This window comes from Oceanobacillus sp. E9 (genome assembly GCF_001741975.1).
In the GTDB taxonomy this organism is placed as follows: Bacteria; Bacillota; Bacilli; order Bacillales; family Amphibacillaceae; genus Oceanobacillus; species Oceanobacillus kimchii.
Window position 1 is genome coordinate 302,738 of the sequence record NZ_LSNA01000008.1, and the last position, 21,735, is coordinate 324,472.

Below are 21,735 nucleotides of genomic sequence, written 5' to 3' on the forward strand. Positions count from 1 at the left end.
TAGAAGAAACATAGTTTCCTAAAAGATACTATTGTTATTTTGAAAGGGATGAGCAGATGAACATTGATGCAAATCATTGTAGTGTAGAAGATGCCCTAGGTATATTGGTCGGAAAATGGAAGCCAATTATTCTATTACATTTAATGGAAAAAGGAACCGTTCGTTTTAGTGATCTTAAACGTAGTATTCCAGGAATCACACAAAAAATGCTTACCAAACATCTACGAGAGTTAGAAAGTGAGGAGATCATTGATCGCGTCGTCTACCCTGAAGTTCCTCCTCGTGTAGAATATTCTATAAGTGAATATGGAAGAACCTTAGAAGATTTGCTTCATGCAATGCATGAATGGGGACAAGCTCACACTAAACGTAAACAACAGAAACTTCAAGAGAATTTAAAGACATAAACCTCCAATCCATGCATTCTTCTCATAGATATGGAGGTTTTTTTTTATTTCTTTAATATCATTGATTGAAAACTTAGCTCTCGCTCTCCACCAATAATATTTTTAGGAATAATGTTGATATACTCTACTTTAAAGACTTTTTCTACAACATCTCTTATCTTTTCATCGGGGTAGAAAGAAAAAAATCTTTTTGGATTATACGTATCTTTTTCCCAAATCCCTTGAGAGTCTTTACCTCCATATACACCCATGTAAAATATACCGTCTGGCTTTAGGACTCGTTTAATTTCATGTAATGCCCGTGGTAAGTCTTCCTTCGTAATATGTAGTAAACAGTTTAATGACCACACTACATCAAAGATATCGTCTGGAAATTCCAAATCAAAGACACTCATTTCTTTTGCATGTAGCCCTTTGGCTATACAAAGCTTTACCATCTCTGGCGACAAATCCACGCTAGTTACCTCTAATCCTAGTTGTTGAAAATAAAGGCTGTCCTGACCTGTCCCAGCACCAACTTCAAGTAAATTTTTACTTTCTTTCTCCAATATAAAACGCTTGAAAACGTCTCTTTCCCGCTTTTTCCATTCACTAATATGGAGCTTATCTCTTTCCTCAGCCATTTTATTATAGGATTCTATCAAGTTATTTTCGATTCTCTTCAATACGATCACTCTCCCCCATATTTAGCTTTGTATAATACGTATCCCAGTTCCTTTTTCAGCTCTTTCTTTAGCATAGTTATTCATTTGTTGCGCTTTCGTGGAAACATGTGACACCGGAATAACTTCGTCGCCAATTATAATATCTGGATCAATTAAGCGTGGTTTCATTTTTATGTAGATATCGAAATTATCATCAACGGTTACCACTTGAATATCTTTATGAATAGACTTCAACATTTCTGTTATATCCTTATTTCCCGATCTCTTCAGTAACTCTAACACTTCGTTATCTCGCTTTAGAAAATCATCCTCAACAATCACTTTCTCATCCAACGCATCTCTTAATACTTTTGATAACTGATCATAGGCGTATATGTTTTTCGGATGCAAAAAATAATCTAACACCTCTTGATAGTATATTTGAACAAACCACTCTGCGACATTAATTGTACGCAAATGCATATAACCATCTATTATTGTAAGGTCTTCTAAAAATCGTTCGATATCTTGACACTCAACCTGTCTCGAACGATATAGATCTCGCAAGGTGTAATCCACACGATCTGCACATAAGTGAGGAGCATCTCGTTCGAGTATTCTCCATTGTTCAATATGGAAAAGAATCGTTTGGTAGTCGTATCCATAACTCTCTAATATAGTTGGAATAGTAGATTCTTCAATAAGTCTCTGAAATATTAACTCATGATAGTTTTCTTGTCTATTATCCATCACATGGTCGATGACGTGCGAAAAAGCAGTGTGTGATACATCATGGAGTAAAGCTGCGATTTGTTCTTCCAATGATCCCCCTAATTGTTTTACCAGTAGCATAACACCGAGAGAATGTTCAAACCTAGTAACATTCCATTTATCACTTACAAGTGCACTGGCACCACCTTGATAGACTCCTTTTAATCGTTGTATAGAATCTCTTTCTATTAGATCAACAAGTACTCCACCAATTTCAAACTCACCATATATCTCATCTACATACAACAAACAAATTACCCCCTGATTGAACTTACTCTAGCAATCCTTCTAAAAACTTGCGGTCTTCTGGAAATGTTAAATTTAGATCTCGTAACTCTTGTAAATTTATCCACCTAATATCATAGATTAATTCATCTGGATCCTGTATACGCATACTTCCGCCAATAATCTTAACTTCATAATATTTTACTTTTATAGATATATCTTTTTCTATTCTGTTTTTAGTTTTAATAGGGTGTGAACCAATTAATTCTCCAATATATCCCGTTTCTTCATTTAACTCACGTATACAACATTCCTCAAATGTTTCTCCACCTTCCACTCCGCCAGAAGGAATTGACCACGTTTTGATTTCTTTTGTCTTTCCTTGAAAAACCATTAAAACTTCTCTCTGATTATTTATACAAACTGCCGCTGCACCTATCCATTTGTTCAATTATATCCACTCCAAAATCTACTACTCTAGGAGTATTTATTGGTTTTTCATTCAAAATTATACAAATTTACCTATTTTTATTGTTCAATTATAAGATTACCGTTAAACTAATAATAACAGACAATTCTAATTAATATACAAAATAACAATTTTATAGATACGTGCAATGTGGGGGAGAACTATGAATAACATTGGGGACATTATTAAACTAGAACGGCTGAAGCAGCAAATTAAACAAACTCAATTAGCAAAAGGTATTTGTTCCACATCCTATTTAAGTAAAATTGAAAACAATACCACTACAGCAAGTGATGAGGTCATTAACCTTTTATTACAAAAATTGAATATTGAGCTTTCCGATCAGGAAAAAAATGAGGATGCATTTATTGAGGAAATACGCGCCATTTCTAAGCGAGCTCGAATTTATCGAGAATCCAAATTTATAGAAGAAAAATTAAATGAACTGCAATATATAAAGAATATTTACCGTAAAACGACATTTTTAGAACTGCAATTACTGATTTTACGATTAACACTTTTCTTTGAAGACAAAGAACGTAGTACTTTTTATCTAGAATACTTAGAACAAGAAAAAGACAACTTTACACCAAATCAAAAATTTTTATTTTTACAGTGCAAAGCGATTTTTCACCATACTTATGCAGATATTCATCAAGCCTTAAAGTGTTTTAAAGAGGCTTTAGTAGTATCAGATGATATAGTACTAGAAGGATGGGAGAGAGCTGATCATCACTACATGCTTGCCATTGCATATAATTCCTGTGACGAAGTAATTAATACAATAGAATACGGAAAACTTTCTTTAAAGTATTTTCAACGTGCCTTCATTATCAACCGGACCATTGACTGTTATCTGTTAATTGGAATTGCTTATAAGAAAGGAAATAATCTTAAAGAAGCACTCGATTCTTATGAGCTAGCTTTAAAAATGACAAATGAAACTCGAATGTTAGAGGATGTTGAACTCTTAAAAGGAGTAATTTATCAAAATCTAGGTTCATTGAGTTCTCATTTACAGCCAGAAAAGGTCATTCCATATTATAAAAAAAGCCTATCCTATAAACAAAAAGCAAACAACAAACTTGTTACCATTTTCTCTATCGTAATTGAATATGCAAAATATGAGAAATGGGATAAGGTTTCTTATTGGATAGATCAAGGATTTGCCTTAATAAAAGACGCACCGGAAGCTCACCCAAAATACACGTATCATTTGAAAGTGTATCAAGACCTTGCCAATTATCAATATATAACGGAAGAGGTAGGAGTTGCAGCAATTAATTACTTTGATGAAATTCAAGACCTGAGACATTGTTTAAAGTATTCCGGATGGCTTGCTAATGGATTCAAAACAAGAGGAAAGTATAAGCTTGCTTCTATATACTTTCAAATGTCTCAAGAATACCTATTAAAACGTATGAACATTGAATATATTGGCGATTTATAGATTGTACATAAAAAGAGTAAACATGTGAGTGGGGGGAAGCTTTTATGCTAATACCACATGTTTACTTTTTCTACTTTAATCTTATCATTGATAATATTAGATTTATAGACAATTAAGTTGGGAAACTCCCTTTCATTTTTCAAGATATTTTTCAATTTTGTTGGATGAGTTTCCTAGATGTTTTTCACACTTCACTGGTAGTAAAGTAGTTGTTTTTCAGTATTAAGTCCTTTTGTCACACTCTCTATTCTAATATGCTGCTTTACCCATACTTCTTGCTCCTATTCAACCATGTCAACTTAAATCAAACGTTTGCTCAAACCGTTTAGACTAATCTACGTTTTAAATACTCCATATGTTCATATGATAATGATAAGATTGAAAATGAATTCTTCTTAATTTGTTCTTGTATTCTGTTAGATTCCTCTCGTGCCAAATCATACATACCGTGATTAATTTCATTATTTAATAAGGCATCCTTTAGTTCATCTTCGTCTAACATAAACGTTTCTCCGGATGGCAAATGAACGATATCAAGATATAAATCATCAACGTATGGAATCCCCTCTTCCACCCCATTAGTCCACGCAATATCAATGTACCACTGCTTCACATTACCATTATCATCAAATGTTGTAGTAACAGCAAAATGTTTACAATCTGGAAATTGTTGTAACCACATATAGCCATCCTCAACAATGCTCAATTGTTCTCCTTGCTCATAATTAATAACCAACGGTTGGGCCACTTTTTTCATATGAATTAATGTTATATATCCTTTAAAGTCTTTTTCGTTTAAGTAGGCTTGAGCATATCTTCTCTCTAGAATCCTCTGCCAATTACCTCGATCACCATATTTTCTTTTCAATCTTGTTCTCCCCTTTATGTATCATTATACTATTCATGTTATAAAATTCTGAATACCATCTGTAATTCATCATCTCACTTCAACTAAAAAAGACTACCAAGCTATTAAACTCGATAGTCCTCATATATATTTTATCGAAATAAATCTTTTAATTTTTCTAAGAACCCTTTATCTTCTTCAGTTTCCTCTTCCGTATTTTCTTGTTCTTCTTTTACAAGACTGTCCGTACTAATAACAAATTCAACCGAATCCGTTATTTCATCATTCTTATCGGAAATAAATGAAATTGGATCAAAATCCGATTTATCATATTGTGAAATCATAGAATCAATTTCTTCTTGCATTTCATCAGGTATTTCTGAGGTTGCATCATAAAGCTGTCCAGTACCATCTTCTAATTCACTAGCGCCATCAGCAATTTGGTCTGCACCGTCAGCAGATTCACCGATTCCATTATGAATATCACCATATGAATTAGCTAATTCATTAACACCATTTGTATATTCTATCAATCCATCATGAAATTGGCTGTAATTAGCAGACATTTCCTCTAAGCCAGACGTAAGTTCATTCAGCCCTTCATCAACATCCACTTGATTCATAGATTCTTCTAAACCGGCTCCTAAATCACGTAAATGACCTGATACTTCTCTTGTAGACTCACTAAAAGTAGTTAAGCTAGGTTCAATTGCACCGAACGCTTTTCCAACTGAATCAAACGTTCCTTTTACCGCCTGAGCTGCTTCGTATGTTTTTACCAATTCATCAACAACTTCTTGATCTGCACCACTTTGGTATAACTCCTCAATATCTGAGTCTGAAATTGAACTGTCAGGAATCTGGTTAATTGCATTCTTTAAAGCTTGATTTGCGTCACTGTAGTTGGAAGCTAATTGATCCATGCCATTAGCTAATTCTTCTAATCCATCGGACATTTCAGTTACAGCAGTCTCTAATTCTTCCAATTGCTCTAATCCACTTGCACCGCTTGCTTGCCCTATTTGGGATTGAATCGCAGATAATGCATCATTGATTTGAGACGAAGCATTTGTTAATTGACTGCTAGATTGGTTCAATTCATCCATACCATTTTTATATTGGGATGAGCCATTTTCTAGTTCTGACAATCCAGAAGCTAATCCAGTTATGCCATTATTTAATTCTCCTACGCCATCATCGATATCTCCAACAGCATCCGTTAGAGATTCAAACTCACTCGTTATTTCACCTGTATCTGGACTATCTATAGACATAGAAGATGGTAATGCAGAAATTTCTAAGCCATCTATTTCAAAATTATCTGTTTGTGCTTTAATGGAAAACGTTTCCTCTTCCTCAGGCATTACGGTGAACGCAATTTGCTTATTCTTACCTGCATTTGCTATGGTTGCATCCTGTGCCTCTATTTTTTGAAAGTGATCTGTATTCAATGGTAATGAAATTTGAAGCATATAGTTTTCAAAGAATGCAGATGTATCCATATCATTTTCTTGAACATCAATGATTATTTCAACTTCTCCAGGTTTACCAATCATCTCTTTAGGTTCCATTTCTTTACCATCTAGAAAATACGCGATATCAAAAGCCCAAGGTAACTCTTTAGCAATATTGCCTTGATAATAAAAAGTATCATTTTCTGCTATCATCGAAATCTTATTATCATTCTGTTCTACAGGTGACGTATCTGTTAGATTTTTCACACCTTGATAATTACCATAATCCTCAATCAAACCAGGCTTTGATAATTCAAAAGCATTAACAACATACATATCTTTCAAGCTTCCACCGGCTTGTAAATTTGCGTAAATAACTTCATTCTTACTGGAAACCTCTCCAGCTTCTGTATTTTCACTATCTATATCATTAGAATCAGAAGTATTCGCTTCTGCATTTGTAATCAATACAGGAAAGAAAAAGATTGCTAGTGTAAGCCATAACCATTTAATTATCTTCATGCTTTTCCTCCTTATAAACTCTCGTACCGAGTGTAGTCTTCCATATCAACTTATCTCCAATAACAAGCAATGCTGGTAATAATGTAATTACTAGAATAAAGGCTAATAACGCCCCTCTACCTAGCAATAGACCAATCGATCCTACAATCGGATTTGATGATGTTAACCACAATATAAATCCTACACTAGACAATATTGATGCAGATACCGCTATGGAGAATAATTTATCATCAAGCGTCTTTTTAATGGCAGGTAAGGCAGCCATATCTTTACGATTTTGTTTATACGTCTCGGTTAAAAGAATTGCATAATCTACCGTTGCAGCCAATTGTACCGTACTCACAATTAAATATCCTACAAATACGAGGGAGGTATCTGTAAAATATGGTACTGATAAGTTAATCCATACTGCTGATTGTATAGTCAGCAATAATACAACAGGTATAGATATCGAACGGAAGCTGAATAACAAAACAATTGCTATAGTTACAATTGTAAGGATATTAACTAATTTGTTATCCGCCGTGACCGTTTCTTTCATATCATAGAGCGCAACACTTTCTCCAAGCGTTAATGCTTCATCTCCATAATAAGAGGAGGCTACATTTCGAACTTCTTCAACTAACGAAAATGGTACATCTCCTTCTGCACCAACGTCAGTATTAATAATAATTCTGCTGTAGTTTTCCGAAAGAAATTGTTCGGTTACATTTTCCTCTAAATAATCCTGTGGAATTGTACTTCCAACCATATTAGCGTAACCCACAACAGATGTTACATGTTCTATCGTATCAATTTCTTGTATCATTTCTTGTTCTTTTCCAATATCATTATTTGGCACTAATAGAACGACAGATGTTGATTCTCCAAAAATCTCTTCAATCTGATTTATATCAGAACCTAAGCGAGTGTTTTCTGGCTGCTCACCCATACCATAAGTGAATTCAGTACTACTTTGAGCAAGAAAACTCGGAACAATTACCAGTGCTATAAGAATAAATACCGGAATTCGTAATTTGATTAATTTCTTTCCTACACCTTTGAAACTTGGAATAAGTGATTTATGCTGTGTTTTATCAATCAAAGGATAGAATAATAATGTTAATGCTGGTAGAAACACCATGACACTAATGAAACTCAATAAAATACCTTTAACAAGACTTAATCCTAAATCAGCACCAATTCCAAAGTCCATAAACATTAGAGCTGTGAATCCAAAGAAAGTAGTTAAGGCACTAGCACTAACAACTGGGAAAGATTCTTTCATTGCCAGTTTCATAGCTTCTTCAGGCCTATTTCCCCTATTACGATAATCCTGGAAACTATGTAATAGGAATATGGCATAATCCAGTGAGACTGCTAGTTGTAAGATTGGCGCTACCGATTGAGTGATAAAAGAAACTTCACCTACAAAGATATTTGTACCTAGGTTAATCAGTACAGATACACCAATTGCAGTTAGGAAAAATACCGGTTCTAACCATGAATTTGTCGATAGAACAAGTATGATAACAATAATCGGGATTAGTAAAGCTGCAGCATACATTGTTTCACTACCAGCCATCTTCTGTTGTGTCGCTGTATTCGCTGCTTCACCAGAGATAGCATTTTCTTCACCGATTAGTTCGTAAATTTGATCGGTAGCTTCTACTTCTTCACCACTTTCTATCGTAACAGCCAAAAGTGCCTTATTATCCTTATAGTAATTCTCTACAGTATCAGTATCAGCCACTTCGATTGGTTCACGCAGGTCGACGACATCATCTAGCCATAACACCTCGGTGACACCATCAAGTGACTCTATTTCTTGCTTATAGTCTATTGCTTCTTGAATCGTGACATTCTCAATCATTACATTCGTATTAGTAACACCGCTTGAAAACTCTTCATCCATTACGTCTAATCCTACAGTTGATTCTGCATCCTCTGGTAAATAATCTTGCATATTATAATTAACATCTACAAATAAGAAAGCAACTGCTGAGATCACCATTAATACGAAGAACAGAATGACCACAGATTTTTTAAATCGAATAATTATATTTGACAATGTAATTTCCCCACATCTTGATGATTTAATGATTTTACATTAACATTATATATACATGATGTTAGTTACACAACAAACAGTTGTTTAACTTGTGTTACTTTAACAACACTTATCTGAAAAATGTTGGAAAACACAAAATGAAAGGGTTTTTATATGGAAAAGAAATTAGATCGAAGAAAAAAATATACTCGAATGGTATTAAAAAACAGTTTAATGGAACTTTTAAATGAGAAACCCATTTCTTCTATTACTATTAAAGAACTATGTTCTCAAGCGGATATCAATCGCTCCACTTTTTATAGCCATTTCACGGATCAATATGATTTACTTAATCATATTGAAGAAGAGATAATTGAAGAATTGGATCAAAGTTTACTGCAATATAATTATCAAAATAAAAAAGAAATGTTTGCAATGGCAAAATACTTACTGGACTATGTAGTTAATAGAAGTGAGCATTTCCGAATTCTTTTTAGTGAACATGGTAACAAGGGTTTTCAGCATAGAGTAATGGAAGCTGCCCAGTCGCATATCATGAGTTCATTAACTCATGACCATATAATATCCAATAAAACCCGTTCCAAGTATATTAGTCTATATGTGATTAGTGGTAGTATTAACGTCATTGAGCGTTGGCTAGAAGATGGAATGAAGGAGTCAACGGAAGAAATGACTAAAATAATTACAGAAGTCAGCAACAATGGTATGCTACATGCTAATTTATAGGATAACAAAAGAAGTTGAGACAAAGGTTTTTACACAAAAGTTAAACCCGTCTGAATAGATTTTGAAAACCCGCTTCAGAAATATACTGCGCTTATCTTAAGGCGGCTGGTGAGCCTTCAGACGCTTATGCACCGGGGTCTCGCCTATGCCTCTCTCCTATAGGACAAGGAAGACCTCGACAGCATTGCATCACACGCAGAAAATATTTTTTGATTTTCAAAGTATCTCCGTATATTTTTTTCGCTTATTCTAAATATCATTTGTCTTTTAAACAAAACGTTATATTATGTCCTATCCTCTATCGTTCATTTTAAAAAGAACAGGCATCGGTTTTTACAGAAACAATCAGTTCAGTTTCAGCTCTTTATTTTTACGGGGACGCAGTCTTTCATTACTAATTTAAATAATAAATCACTTCTTTACTGTAGCTTCTCAATTATGAAAATGAGTTCAGTGAAATCGCTAAATGTTGGAAATTGGCTTTCGACTTCTTGATTTCTAATTTTCCATATGCTATGTAAACCTGCATTTTCCGCAGCTTTCACATCATTTTCATAATGATCACCTATAAATATTGCCTCTTCCGGTGATAGTTGTAACCGATTCAAAGCACGTTGAAATATCTTAGCGTTTGGTTTCTTTATTTTCTCTTTTTCAGATATAAGGATTAGGTCAAAAAATCCTTCTATTCGTAAAGCTTTAATGCTTGCCGACTGAAAATCCGTCAACCCGTTAGTTATAATCCCTAATTGATATCCAGATTGTTTCAAATTACTCAATGTATCAATTATATGGGAAAATGGTACGCAATATTGATGAAAATGATTCATGTAGTCTTCATAAAGTAAATCTCTAGCAAAAACAGGTAAGGAAAGTTCCTGAGTTAGCACATTATATACCTTCTCTTTGGGCTCATATCCTTGTTTATCCAATTCGATAAAACGATTGACATAATAATACTGACTAATATCAATAAATATATATTTCATACGACTATATTGGCTCTCGATAAATCGGATAATGGATTCATCTCGGTCTAATAATGTGTTATCCAAATCAAATAGGACCGCTTTTATCAAACTTGTTCACTTCCCTCTATTCCAAATAATGTGATACTTGAATCATATCCCTGTCAACAAAATTAGCAGAGACAGGTTCTAGTCCTATTTCCCGCGCCCAGATAGATAATTGACCAATGTGATGAATTTCATGAACAATGATATGGTATAAGATATCTTGTATGGATAGGCTTGTTTTTTCCCATTCTGGCTGAACTTGTTTGTTACTATCAAAAGTAGGATTGTCGACGAAGAAACTAGCTATTTCAAGCCGACATTCTTTTGATAAGGATTGTAATGACGCAATAGATGAATAGTCTTTATAGTTTATCGGAACATCTTGCTTCTCTTGAATGGCTCTGAGCCAACTATACTCCACTTCAATAATATGAAATAACGTATAATGAATACTATTTACTCCACCGACTCTTCTTTTAAACAACTCATCTTCAGGTAGAGTTTCACACCAATTAAGCCACTCGTCACGAACTTGCCAATTATACTCAAAGAACTTTAACAAATCTTTTCCTCCATTAACTGTAGGCCTTCACATACCATTCATGTATGTAATCCAACAGTTTCTCCTGTACATTTACGGATAAATTTTTTTGATTCAAAAAGAAATATGCTGCTTTATAAAAATTGATAACATTCCACTTAAGTCGATAAGACCTATTACTTTGTTTATTTCCAGCTATCAACATTTCTACTTTTTGTTGATCCCATCGAGCCAATTTAAAATGATATTCTCTCCTGATTCTTTTTTTAATAATATTGGAAGTATATAAGAAAGTCTTACTTCTTCATCATCTATATAAGGATTTTCAACCATAATTGTTTAAGCAATCATCCCTTAATAACTAAATAAGATTATCCCGCAGTTCACTGTCCGTACTACCGATATAACGTAGCATATGGATTAATACATATTCTAAATCATTATCTTTTAATCTAATTTTTTCTTCATCATACAATTGTTTTAATTTAGTTTTAAAATCCTGTTCACTTAACACTACCGCACCCACCTATAAGTAATTAAATCGTCAGTTGTATTATTAAACGATACTTTATACTTCGCCACAGATGTATCCTCTACAAAACCATTTCGCAGTAATACCTTTTGCGATCCTTTATTTTCTATCGTAGTTTGAGCGCTTAAACTATGGATTGCTAAAGTATCAGCATTATCTAATAACATTTGTAGAGCTTTACTAGCAATTCCCTGTTTTATGTATAGTTTCCCAATTCGATAACCCAGAATTCCATGCCCACTTTCTCTATCGAATTCAGCAACATTGATACGCCCTAAAATATTTCCATGGTTATTCTTAATTAAGAAGTAAATTCCAATTCCAGCCTTTTGCTCTTTAATTAAATTTTCCATACGGTGCATAAAGCTATAATGGTCATAAAAGTCCTCTCCTCTTGAAGGGACAAACCTCTCAAAATAATCTTTATTTTCTTTTTCAAATGAAAGAAGTTCATATGCATCCTCTAACTTTAAAGGTTCTAGTAAAACATATTCCATTAGAATCATCCTTTAATTTATTCTCGTTCTTTTACTTTACCATGAAAAATCAGTATAATCGCCTAATTTTTCTATATTTTCTTTACATTATTCCGAAATTGTTGTATGATGAATGAAAATAATGTGGAGGAAGGTGATGTGTGATGAAAATGATAAATGTAAATTATCGTATTTTTCTTATGCACTTGCCTACCTATACGCCGGACGCCCATTAACATGTAATTGTTTATACATGTTTATTCTAGTGTTTTGTCTTATTCGGTTGGCGAGTGCCTATCCGAATTTTTTTATGTCAACAAAACACTAGGAGGAAATGAACTTGAACGAATTTCAACAAAAATATGCATATCGAGAAGAAATCAATTATAACGGACAAATGGATCTATTAGCTCGTGTAGTAACGGAACAAAAAGAACGATACATCTTACAGACGATAAATGGTTCCAAACCCGCAGTAATAAAAGGAAAATTGCGACATGAAGCTATCTCTAGAGAAGATTATCCAGCAGTTGGAGATTGGGTGACCTTACAAGAAAAAGACTCTAATGATATCGTAATTATTGATAAAGTGCTACCTAGATTTAGTAGTATTGTACGAAAGGTTGCTGGCTTGAAGACAGACGCACAAATCGTTGCTAGTAATGTTACAAAAGTATTTATTGTCATTAGTGCGGATGAAAAATTAAATGAACGGAAATTAGAACGTTATTTAACTGCTGTTTGGGAGAGCGGAGCCTCACCATGTATTATATTTTCGAAAGTAGACCTCGCCAGCGATATTGATACAAACATTGAACATGCTGACAGTATTGCTTTTGGTATTCCAATATTCAAATGGAATGCGACTACTGAAGAAGGCAAGGAAAACATTTTGGCCAATATTCACGAGGATGATTCTGTCGTCTTAATTGGAAGTTCAGGCGCTGGGAAATCTACACTTATTAATGCACTTTTGACGGAAAAAGTTCTAAAGACGGGATCTGTTAGAGAAGATGATAAACGCGGTAGGCATACCACTACACATCGAGAATTATTTATCTTACCAACTGGCGGGGTAATTATTGATACTCCCGGAATGCGAGAATTACAATTATGGACAGAAGATGGCGATACATTAAGCCATACTTTCTCAGATATTAATAATTTGATAGCTGAATGTAGATTTACAGACTGCAAACATGATACGGAGCCAAGCTGCGCAGTTAAAGAAGCTTTGCAAACGGGTGATCTTGATGAAGGGCGTTGGAATAGTTATCTTAAGTTACAACGTGAGTTAGCTTATATCGAACGAAAACAAAATGCAAAATTAGCTTCTGAAGAAAAAAAGAAGTGGAAGAAAATCAGCATGCAGCATAAAAAGAAAAGATAAAATGAAACTTTATTCCGTGGTGATGCCCCATTAAAGACGGGAAACCGTATAGCTATCCTAATAACTTAGGATTTGCTATACGGTTTTAATCCATTTGAAACAGGTATGACAACCGCTAGACATAATCTCTCTTAAAATTCGATTGGGCCAACCCCTTCTATAATTGCATAGGGTCTCGCCAACTTTCCTAGTGATGAGTGGGGTATATTTTTGTTACACTTTTCAAAAGCCTACTCCACATATTGCGCACAGGATTCTTCCTGAATCAAGTTCACTTTATCTATAAATTAATCTCTTCTCTCATCCCTAGTCTTAGTAACAGCTACTTAGTTCGCTCTTCTTATAGCTATTCTTTTGCTTGTGAGTAATATAACACCCACTACGATAATCATTGCTCCGAACATAACATAATTTAAGTTATTTGTAGCAGTTTGAGGCAGTTCTTCACCTTCTTGTAGTGCAGGTGCTTCACGGTGTTGCGTAGCTTGCTCATAATCATACGCCATAGCTAATAATTCTGCTTCACTCCATTGTTTACCGAAGAATGCTAATGCAAATGGTGATCCACTTTCATAGTAACCTGCAGGAACTGTCACAAGTGGTAACCCACTTATGTTAATTTCTGATACTGTTGTTGCTTCAATGCTTCCCTCTTCATCATGCAAAAGAGGTGTTTCTTGTGACATTTGAGGATAAACGAAACCGTCCAAATCGTTTTCCTCCATAACTTGATCTATTATTTCGATATACTTATTTCTAACCTCTTCAAATTCATTTTGGTCTGGTACTTCGTAAGGGTCTTTTAAATCCTCTTCAAAATTAATTCCGCGCTCTTCTTTAAAGTGATTCAGAGGGCCACCTTCCGCCCAAGGGACTTCTTCTACTTGATTAAATATTTCTGATATTGTGGGCATATTCCCGTCTAGGTCCATACGATCCAAATAGCTTTGCATATCACTTACTAGTGCATCGTATCCGATATTTCCTGACTCTTCCACAAACTCCTTAAATCCCGAATTAGCAAATGGGTCTTCGACAATCTCTGCTCCTTGTGCTTCTAACTCTTTGATTTCACGATCATACATCTCTTGAGTCTCTTTAGAAAGTTCTTCATCACGCCAACCGTCACCATAAACTCCTAGACGCTTTCCTTCTAAACTTGAAGCATCAAGACTGCTTGAGTAACCCTCTTCTGGAATAACCGCTTGCTCTGTATTTTCATCCTGGTCATTTTGCCCAGCAATCACATCCAACATCGCTGCAGCATCTTCCACTGTTCTAGCATGTGGACCTAATACATCCCTAGTATTAGCTGCTAAAGGTGTTGTACCAGCACTAGTAACCAAACCAAACGTCGGTTTCACCCCTACAATACCTTGAGCGGCTGCTGGATTTTGAATCGATCCACCAGTTTCTTCAGCAATACCTAGAACTGCGAAGTTACCAGAAATCGCTGTTGCTGTACCCGAACTACTTCCACCCGGTGCAAATTTAGGATTAACAGCGTTATAAGTATCTCCTGCCCAACTTGAACTAGCATTTGTTCCAGAAGCACTAAATGCAGGAATATTTGTCTTACCTAAAATAATAGCTCCAGCTTCTTTTAACTCCTGTACAATAGGTGCGTCCACCTCCGGCATAATTTCAACGCCCCCATTCGCTTTACTAAAACCTTCCCATCCAAAAGTGGAAGGAAAACCAGCTACATCTACTGCTTCTTTTATTACAATTGGTACCCCTGCAAGTTCGCCTTCAGCTTCCCCGCTCTGTATTCGTTGGTCCATTTCTTTTGCTTGATCTAATGCATCTTCATTCATAAATGTGAATGCATTGTACGTATTCTCATATTGTTCAATTTTTTCTAAATATGCCGCTACTACTTCTTCTACTGTAAAATCACCATCTTGATAGCCCTGCTTTAACTCCTTAACAGTAATCTCTTCAAGGCTGAATTGTTCTTCTGCGAAAACAGTAGGAGTAAAGGCAACTCCTATCAGTAGTGTAAATGAAAGTACAAAGATCGCTACAGTGTTGTTCATCATTGCTTTAATTCTCATGGTTTCCGCCTCCTGTAAATCTATTTTGAAAGAATGATTCTACTAAAATCATATCTTTATCCAAATAGATATCTAGGAGTTTGTCAGATTTCCTTACATAAAATGGAAAAAATAAGCTAATAGAACGAATTCTTATTTTTACTCATGAGTTATAATACACAAAAAGAAGCTATCAAATAAATTTAGATAACTTCTTTCCTATGTCAATAATTGATACTGTTCTGTTAACTAAATACGTTTTGGCCTGAAACAGAAGATATCGCAATTATAAGAGGTTTTTCCATCTCTATTCCTCCCAAACCTAACATCAGATATCCCACTTTCCTCCAGATGGATAGGGACATGTTTTATAAGCTAATCGCGCTCTAAACTTTACAAAGCAACCACAATAACTGCAAGTGGTTTGATTGAGCAAGGCTGTACATTGATTACACTTGTCTAGTCTATGTTCAAATATTGCGTCATCAACTAAATCCTCTTCCAAAGCAAGCTGTTCTTTTACAAGTTCATCCACTTGAATTGAGGAAAAGTCAGTTTTCCTATTGCAGCCTTTACAACTCATAACCTATTATCCGATTATGAGTTGATAATGTATTTAATAGAAAGAGACCTGTACATCTTTCTCGCAACGTGTGCGCATTCTGTAGACTTTCTAGTACTAACTCTTTCTCTAATCCTAATTCTTCAACCGTTGAAGGTCCATGAACAAGTGATAACATCTCAGCTACTTCTTTTACTGAAGGTAGCTTATCTATTAGAGTCATTATCTCTGGCCAATGTTGCTTTAGTTGTTGTTCAAAAGTTGTTCCAATAAATGAATCGAAACTTTTTGTTGCCAATTCATTCTTATATTCATTGATAATAATCGTACTAGCGACCCCAACCTTTGCTCCATGTAATAGTTGTTTTTTATCTTTTTCTAATAAGGACATTTCCCAATAATGAGACAGATGATGTTCAGCTCCGGAAGCTGGTCGAGAATAATTCAATAATAGCATAACTAATCCAGATTCAATTAATGCTTTCATTAGGATTTCCAATCCATAACTGCTCCGGTCCGCGATTTCTTCACGGTGATCTACACAAAGTTGTAAAGAAGCTTTTGTAATATCTGCAGCCTGTTGATTATATGGTTCATTTGCTATCCATGCTGAAATCTTCCAATCTATCAGCGATGTATATTTTGCAATCATATCCCCAAATCCTGCTGCTGTAAGTTCTTTTGGAGAGTTTGCTAAAATGTTTGTATCTGCAAAAACTGCTATCGGTGAGGAAGTTTGAAGTGTTTTCTTCACTCCTTTCAAGATGACAGGTGCCCCTTTCGATGTGAATCCATCGACAGATGCAGCAGTCGGCACGGATATAAATGGCAGTTTCATATAGTAAGCACAAAAACGAGTAATATCATGAATAGTACCGGATCCAACAGCAATATACACATCCGTATACACTGATGTTTTTGTAAAAAGTTCCACCAACGTTTGTTCATCAGCAATAACTTGTTGATGTTCATTGTCTGTCAGAACCACTACATTGACTTCAATTCCTTCATTTATTACATTTGATTTAATTCTATTACCTGCAGCTTCATACGTATTGTTATCTACAACAATCGTAATATGTTGGAACTCTTTTTGTTTTAAATACTCCGTTATTTCCTTTATTACTCCTTGACCAAGAAAAATAGACGGTAATTCGACATGTTCCAAATTTAAATTTTGAGCAAGAATATTGATTTTTTCTAAGCTTACCATACTATCCCTCCAATAGTTTTAAATCGTTACATCTCATTCGTTTGTTCTTTATCCATCTTCTTAAAAACACGTAAGGAGAACCAAATCCACACTACTGCAATTAAACTAGAAAAGAACAAAAATAAAAATGCAGGAAATTGCAATGAAACATATACAACGGAAAATAAACTAATCATAATCAATAGAGAAACATGAATTTTTGAGATTCCGATAATAAAAGCAATCTTCAACAGTTTTAAAACAGAAGTATTATAGTGTGTTAACAGCGGAAAGGACCAAACAAATACGATAAAATAAAAAAGTATAATCAAATAAAATGAAAATGGTACTACTATTGGCAAATTCATTGGATAACTCTCTATGACTTTGAAATTTAAATATAGAACTATTCCTACCGTAAGTAGCACCCATCCTAATACATTTGATTTTTTAAACTCATCAACATATATTTGTTTGAATGTTTTCCAAATCGGAATATCGTCATTTCCTTGCAGCCATTTTCTAGCTATTCCTAAGGCAGCAATCGTCGCAGGGAATATACCCAAAACTATTAATCCAGCAATGGTATACCATAACCAAATTAGCTGGAGTAACGCTGCTTTAGAAATCCAAACAAAAATTCGATCGATTGAATGTATCAAACCACCAGAGTACATCATATATCTCCACCTTTGTCTTTAACCTTTTACTCCACCGGTCGTTAATCCTGCAATAAAATAACGTTGGAAGAAAATAAACAAAATTACAATTGGTATAATTGTTAAGACTGATCCAACAATAAGTACGTCATAATTATTTCCATATGGTGTAAGTAAAGTAGCTAATCCTAAAGGAAGCGTAAACATATCGTTAGATCTGAGTACCAATAACGGCCATAAAAAGTTATTCCAGCTTGATAAACCTTGCAGAATTGCCATTGCTGCTAAGGAAGGACCCATTAAAGGCAACATTATTTTAAAGAAAATGCCATATTCGGTGCTTCCGTCAATTCGAGCTGCATCCATTAACTGTACTGGTAATCCTAACGCATATTGTCTAAAGAAGAATACAGCAACTGGAGCCACCACCATTGGTAATATAACCGCAAAATAAGTATCAATTAATTGTGTATTTATCATAAGCTGATAGAGAGGTAGCATCAAAATTTCAAAAGGTATCATAAGTATTAATAAAACTAAGACAAAGAATAAATTTTTCCCTTTAAAATCATATACTGCTAATGCATATCCAACCATTGAAGAAAAGAATAATGAAAGAATGATGGTCAAAGCTGAGATAACCAAGCTATTTCCATACCATGCCCAATATTCGCCTGCTTGAGTAAATAAATAAGTATAATTATCGAGACTTAATTCACTCAAATTGATTTTAAAAGATATTCCTTGTCGCATTAATTCTGAAGATGGACGAAACGATGATATAATCAAACTAATAATTGGGAATAACGCTATAAGGGATATAATAGTAAAACTAATTGTGCCTATCCATGTAAGTATTGTATTCTTTCTTTTTTCTACCATTTTACTGATCCCCCTTCTTAAAGGCCCCTGTTGCAATCAAGTAAATCATACTTACAACAGCAATTATCAACATTAAAACTACCCCTATTGCCGCTCCGAACCCCATATCATTTTGACGGATTCCCTCTTGATAGATGTAACCAACAACCGATAGGCCTATATTTCCAGGCGAACCAGCTTCCCAAAATACAAAACTCTCTTCAAACATTCTAAATCCGTTAATAATCGTAATCGAACTAACAAAAATAATTATCGGTTTTAATTGCGGAACAGTAATAAATCGAAGTTTTTGCCATTTCGATGCACCGTCGATTTCAGCTGCTTCATATAACTCTCGTGGAATATTTTGTAAGGCGGCAAGAAAATATAAAATATTAACCCCTATCCAGCGCCAAGATGCTAAAATAACCATTAAGAAAATAGCCGACCAAGCTGTAAATCTCCAATTCATGGTCTCAAATCCAAGAAAATTAATAATTTGATTTGCCACAGCTGTATCCTGTTCACCAAACATTAACCGAAAAATCATACCGCCGACAATCGTCGATGTTAATGCAGGTATAAATAGAGAGGCACGGAAAAGAGTCTTAAACTTCACAAATTTTGAATCTAAAAACACTGCTAAAAACAATGGTAGTACTGTTAGAATCAACACAGTAAATAATACATAAAGTGATGTATTAGAAAGTGCTTTGAAAAATACTGGATTGAACAATCGTTCATAATTAGAAAAACCAATAAATGTATTTTGTCCAGGGAGGATTTGCTGAAAACTCATTGTTATCCCTTGTATTGCTGGATATAACGTTAACACCAAGAAAGACAATATGAATGGCGAAACAAATAAATATGGTACAACTTTTCTCGAATTAATAAAATTGAGAAATTTATTGTTTGGCTTTTTTGGTTTTGGTGGTTTGCCTTTCTGAATAGATCCAGGTTTTTGATGCGAGAGTTCTTCAGAATTTGACATTGACTCCATTTTATTCCCTCCTATTTGAACCAATTTCATAATAAGATAATTTATATGAAATCCGAATGTGATGCTGTTTGATCTCCATTGCAGACGACGCTTTCCGAAGACACTGGGTTTTAGCTTACTTGTAAAAGAAGAACACAATTTCTGAGAGAATCTTCAAACTCCCTGTTCTGACCAGGAGTCGCCGCCTTCCATTCCAATCAAAATCAAGTTGTTCCTATATTCCGATCAATAATATATAACTACTAATAATTCTTTTTTTTAATAATAATTGGCAATTATGAAATTGACTCATTTTCAATTCAATTTCGTTATTCATGATTCTTTCTTAACCGAATAACATTCCATGATGCCGATGTACATTGAATTTGCAATTCTCCATCTTCTATAACAGATTCCCCTTGGTTATGAGGGACAACATTTGAACGATGAACGGTATTCGTCGCTTTTAAATCATTATTTTCAAGAACGATATGTTCTATTAACTCGTAACCTTGAAAGCTACGTATATCGACATCTAGTACTATATTTTCTTCTAGATGTTTATTCACAGCAAAAATAGTAAGCTCTTCCTTTTCTTCGTTATATACAACTGCGCTATCTATATAAGGGACATCTGTAAAGTCCTTACTATCATATTTAGGAGAATCTATTATTGAGTGTAAGGAGATACCTCTCCCAAACACAGAAACATGTTTGTATGGGTAAAAAATAGATTGTCTCCATGAAGAACCTTGATTGTCTGTCATAATAGGTGCAATAACATTTACGAGTTGAGCCATACATGCCATCTTCACTCTATCTGCATGTTTTAAAAGTGTAATCAACATACTTCCAACTAATAAAGCATCTTCAAAATTGTAAATATCTTCTAATAAAGGAGGAGCAACACTCCATGGTTCTACCTTTTGGTCTGCTTCATTGGAATGGTACCAAACATTCCATTCATCAAAACTCAACATGATTTTTTTCTTACTTCTTTTTTTCGCTTTGATATAATCACATGTAGATATAACTGTCTGAATAAAGTGGTCCATATCCATACTTTTTGCTAAATAGTTAGGGGTATCATCAGACTTGTTTCCATAGTATTGATGAAGCGAGATATAATCTACTTCGTCATAAGCTAAATCTAATACAGTTGCTTCATACTCAGGAAAAGTTGGCATATCCGTATTTGAGCTACCACAGGCAACTAATTCGATTGATGAATCTACAAGCTTCATTGCCTTACCTGTTTCTTGTGCAATTCTTCCATATTCAACTGCCGTTTTATGCCCTACTTGCCATGGCCCATCCATTTCATTTCCGAGACACCAAGTTTTTATATTATGCGGATTTTCGTAGCCATGTGATCTCCTTAAATCACTCCAGTAAGTTCCATGCGAATGGTTTGTATACTCAATTAAATTACGGGCTGCATCGATTCCTCTAGTACCAAGGTTAACTGCCATCATCACATCAGCATGTACTTTTTTTGACCAATCCATAAATTCATTTGTACCTACTTCATTTGTTTCAATTGTTCTCCAGGCTAATTCGAGTCGTCTAGGTCGGTCACTCGCATTACCAATTCCATCCTCCCAATGATAACCAGAAACCATATTTCCACCAGGATAGCGAACAATCGGAACTTGTAATTCTTTTACAAGATTAATAACATCTTTTCTAAATCCCTGCTCATCAGCTTCTGGATGATTAGGTTCGTAAATCCCACCGTATACCGCTCTACCAAGATGTTCGATAAATGAACCATAGATTCTTTTATCAATCACTCCAATTTTATAGTTTTTATCCAATAACATTTTCGCTTTCCATTGATTTACCATATGTCACTCTCCTCAATCCATATTTGTATACGGTTTCATTTGCAGTTATTAATTTGTACGTATAAGTTGCAATATG

At 34.6% G+C, this 21,735-nt stretch carries 22 protein-coding genes; 4 read left to right on the forward strand and 18 right to left on the reverse strand.

Annotated elements, in window-relative coordinates; translation table 11 throughout:
- Window positions 1-56: 56 nt before the first annotated feature.
- Entirely contained in the window at window positions 57-407 is a 351-nt protein-coding gene (locus AQ616_RS15165) for a winged helix-turn-helix transcriptional regulator (protein ID WP_017795419.1), read from the forward strand.
- 44 nt (window positions 408-451) lie between these two features.
- On the opposite strand, the gene AQ616_RS15170 is transcribed toward AQ616_RS15165, so the two are convergent.
- From AQ616_RS15170 to AQ616_RS15180, 3 genes are read right to left on the reverse strand one after another with little or no spacing between them, the layout of a single operon-like run.
- Entirely contained in the window at window positions 452-1,072 is a 621-nt protein-coding gene (locus AQ616_RS15170; RefSeq protein WP_017795418.1) for a class I SAM-dependent methyltransferase, read from the reverse strand.
- A gap of 21 nt (window positions 1,073-1,093) precedes the next feature.
- A complete protein-coding gene (locus AQ616_RS15175) occupies window positions 1,094-2,071 on the reverse strand; it encodes an HD domain-containing protein (RefSeq protein WP_069686160.1) in 978 nt (325 codons plus the stop codon).
- 22 nt (window positions 2,072-2,093) lie between these two features.
- Window positions 2,094-2,498: an NUDIX hydrolase gene (locus AQ616_RS15180; RefSeq protein WP_017795416.1), complete on the reverse strand. Its 405-nt coding sequence runs from the start codon at window positions 2,496-2,498 to the stop codon at window positions 2,094-2,096.
- A gap of 181 nt (window positions 2,499-2,679) precedes the next feature.
- Here AQ616_RS15180 and AQ616_RS15185 point away from each other — a divergent pair, with 181 nt between their 5' ends.
- Window positions 2,680-3,966: a helix-turn-helix domain-containing protein gene (locus AQ616_RS15185; RefSeq protein WP_017795415.1), complete on the forward strand. Its 1,287-nt coding sequence runs from the start codon at window positions 2,680-2,682 to the stop codon at window positions 3,964-3,966.
- Window positions 3,967-4,291: 325 nt separating this feature from the next.
- Here AQ616_RS15185 and AQ616_RS15190 read toward each other — a convergent pair whose 3' ends face one another.
- From AQ616_RS15190 to AQ616_RS15200, 3 genes are all read right to left on the reverse strand, one after another.
- Window positions 4,292-4,834 carry a ribonuclease FAU-1 family protein gene (locus AQ616_RS15190; protein WP_017795414.1) on the reverse strand — a complete coding sequence of 181 codons (543 nt, stop codon included), beginning with the start codon at window positions 4,832-4,834 and terminating at the stop codon, window positions 4,292-4,294.
- A gap of 131 nt (window positions 4,835-4,965) precedes the next feature.
- Window positions 4,966-6,789 carry a methyl-accepting chemotaxis protein gene (locus AQ616_RS15195; protein WP_069686161.1) on the reverse strand — a complete coding sequence of 608 codons (1,824 nt, stop codon included), beginning with the start codon at window positions 6,787-6,789 and terminating at the stop codon, window positions 4,966-4,968.
- Complete coding sequence (locus AQ616_RS15200) at window positions 6,776-8,839, reverse strand: efflux RND transporter permease subunit (protein ID WP_069686162.1); 2,064 nt, start codon at window positions 8,837-8,839, stop codon at window positions 6,776-6,778. Before AQ616_RS15200 ends, AQ616_RS15195 begins: the two co-directional genes overlap by 14 nt.
- 153 nt (window positions 8,840-8,992) lie before the next feature.
- Here AQ616_RS15200 and AQ616_RS15205 point away from each other — a divergent pair, with 153 nt between their 5' ends.
- Window positions 8,993-9,565 (forward strand): TetR/AcrR family transcriptional regulator, encoded by a 573-nt coding sequence (locus tag AQ616_RS15205; protein ID WP_017795411.1) that lies wholly within the window; start codon window positions 8,993-8,995, stop codon window positions 9,563-9,565.
- A 419-nt stretch (window positions 9,566-9,984) separates the two neighbouring features.
- Here the strand turns inward: AQ616_RS15205 and AQ616_RS15210 are convergent, their stop codons facing one another.
- The 5 genes from AQ616_RS15210 to AQ616_RS15225 form a co-directional block, all read right to left on the reverse strand.
- Window positions 9,985-10,644, reverse strand: coding sequence for an HAD family hydrolase (locus AQ616_RS15210; protein ID WP_069686163.1), 660 nt, complete (start codon window positions 10,642-10,644; stop codon window positions 9,985-9,987).
- A 16-nt stretch (window positions 10,645-10,660) separates the two neighbouring features.
- Window positions 10,661-11,143 carry a DinB family protein gene (locus AQ616_RS15215; protein ID WP_017795409.1) on the reverse strand — a complete coding sequence of 161 codons (483 nt, stop codon included), beginning with the start codon at window positions 11,141-11,143 and terminating at the stop codon, window positions 10,661-10,663.
- A gap of 13 nt (window positions 11,144-11,156) precedes the next feature.
- Complete coding sequence (locus tag AQ616_RS15220) at window positions 11,157-11,357, reverse strand: hypothetical protein (protein WP_069686164.1); 201 nt, start codon at window positions 11,355-11,357, stop codon at window positions 11,157-11,159.
- Between the two features lie 126 nt (window positions 11,358-11,483).
- Window positions 11,484-11,636 carry a hypothetical protein gene (locus AQ616_RS19650; protein ID WP_017795407.1) on the reverse strand — a complete coding sequence of 51 codons (153 nt, stop codon included), beginning with the start codon at window positions 11,634-11,636 and terminating at the stop codon, window positions 11,484-11,486.
- Complete coding sequence (locus tag AQ616_RS15225) at window positions 11,636-12,151, reverse strand: GNAT family N-acetyltransferase (protein WP_069686165.1); 516 nt, start codon at window positions 12,149-12,151, stop codon at window positions 11,636-11,638. Before AQ616_RS15225 ends, AQ616_RS19650 begins: the two co-directional genes overlap by 1 nt.
- A 313-nt stretch (window positions 12,152-12,464) precedes the next feature.
- Between AQ616_RS15225 and rsgA the strand changes: the two genes are divergently transcribed.
- A complete protein-coding gene (gene rsgA, locus AQ616_RS15230; protein ID WP_026133685.1) occupies window positions 12,465-13,520 on the forward strand; it encodes a ribosome small subunit-dependent GTPase A in 1,056 nt (351 codons plus the stop codon).
- A 326-nt stretch (window positions 13,521-13,846) separates the two neighbouring features.
- On the opposite strand, the gene AQ616_RS15235 is transcribed toward rsgA, so the two are convergent.
- The 7 genes from AQ616_RS15235 to arfA form a co-directional block, all read right to left on the reverse strand.
- On the reverse strand, window positions 13,847-15,577 hold the full coding sequence (locus tag AQ616_RS15235; RefSeq protein ID WP_069686166.1) for an amidase: 1,731 nt from the start codon (window positions 15,575-15,577) through the stop codon (window positions 13,847-13,849).
- 307 nt (window positions 15,578-15,884) lie between these two features.
- Window positions 15,885-16,139, reverse strand: a complete 255-nt coding sequence (locus tag AQ616_RS19950; protein ID WP_017795403.1) for a DUF6171 family protein — start codon at window positions 16,137-16,139, stop codon at window positions 15,885-15,887.
- Window positions 16,129-17,331, reverse strand: a complete 1,203-nt coding sequence (locus AQ616_RS15245; protein ID WP_017795402.1) for a sn-glycerol-1-phosphate dehydrogenase — start codon at window positions 17,329-17,331, stop codon at window positions 16,129-16,131. The genes AQ616_RS19950 and AQ616_RS15245 overlap by 11 nt, the downstream gene beginning before the upstream one ends.
- A 26-nt stretch (window positions 17,332-17,357) precedes the next feature.
- Complete coding sequence (locus AQ616_RS15250; RefSeq protein WP_017795401.1) at window positions 17,358-17,990, reverse strand: YesL family protein; 633 nt, start codon at window positions 17,988-17,990, stop codon at window positions 17,358-17,360.
- 18 nt (window positions 17,991-18,008) lie between these two features.
- A complete protein-coding gene (locus tag AQ616_RS15255) occupies window positions 18,009-18,851 on the reverse strand; it encodes a carbohydrate ABC transporter permease (RefSeq protein WP_017795400.1) in 843 nt (280 codons plus the stop codon).
- Between the two features lies 1 nt (window position 18,852).
- Window positions 18,853-19,833 carry a carbohydrate ABC transporter permease gene (locus AQ616_RS15260; protein ID WP_017795399.1) on the reverse strand — a complete coding sequence of 327 codons (981 nt, stop codon included), beginning with the start codon at window positions 19,831-19,833 and terminating at the stop codon, window positions 18,853-18,855.
- Window positions 19,834-20,141: 308 nt separating this feature from the next.
- On the reverse strand, window positions 20,142-21,659 hold the full coding sequence (gene arfA / locus AQ616_RS15265) for an arabinosylfuranosidase ArfA (RefSeq protein ID WP_069686167.1): 1,518 nt from the start codon (window positions 21,657-21,659) through the stop codon (window positions 20,142-20,144).
- Window positions 21,660-21,735: the final 76 nt, after the last annotated feature.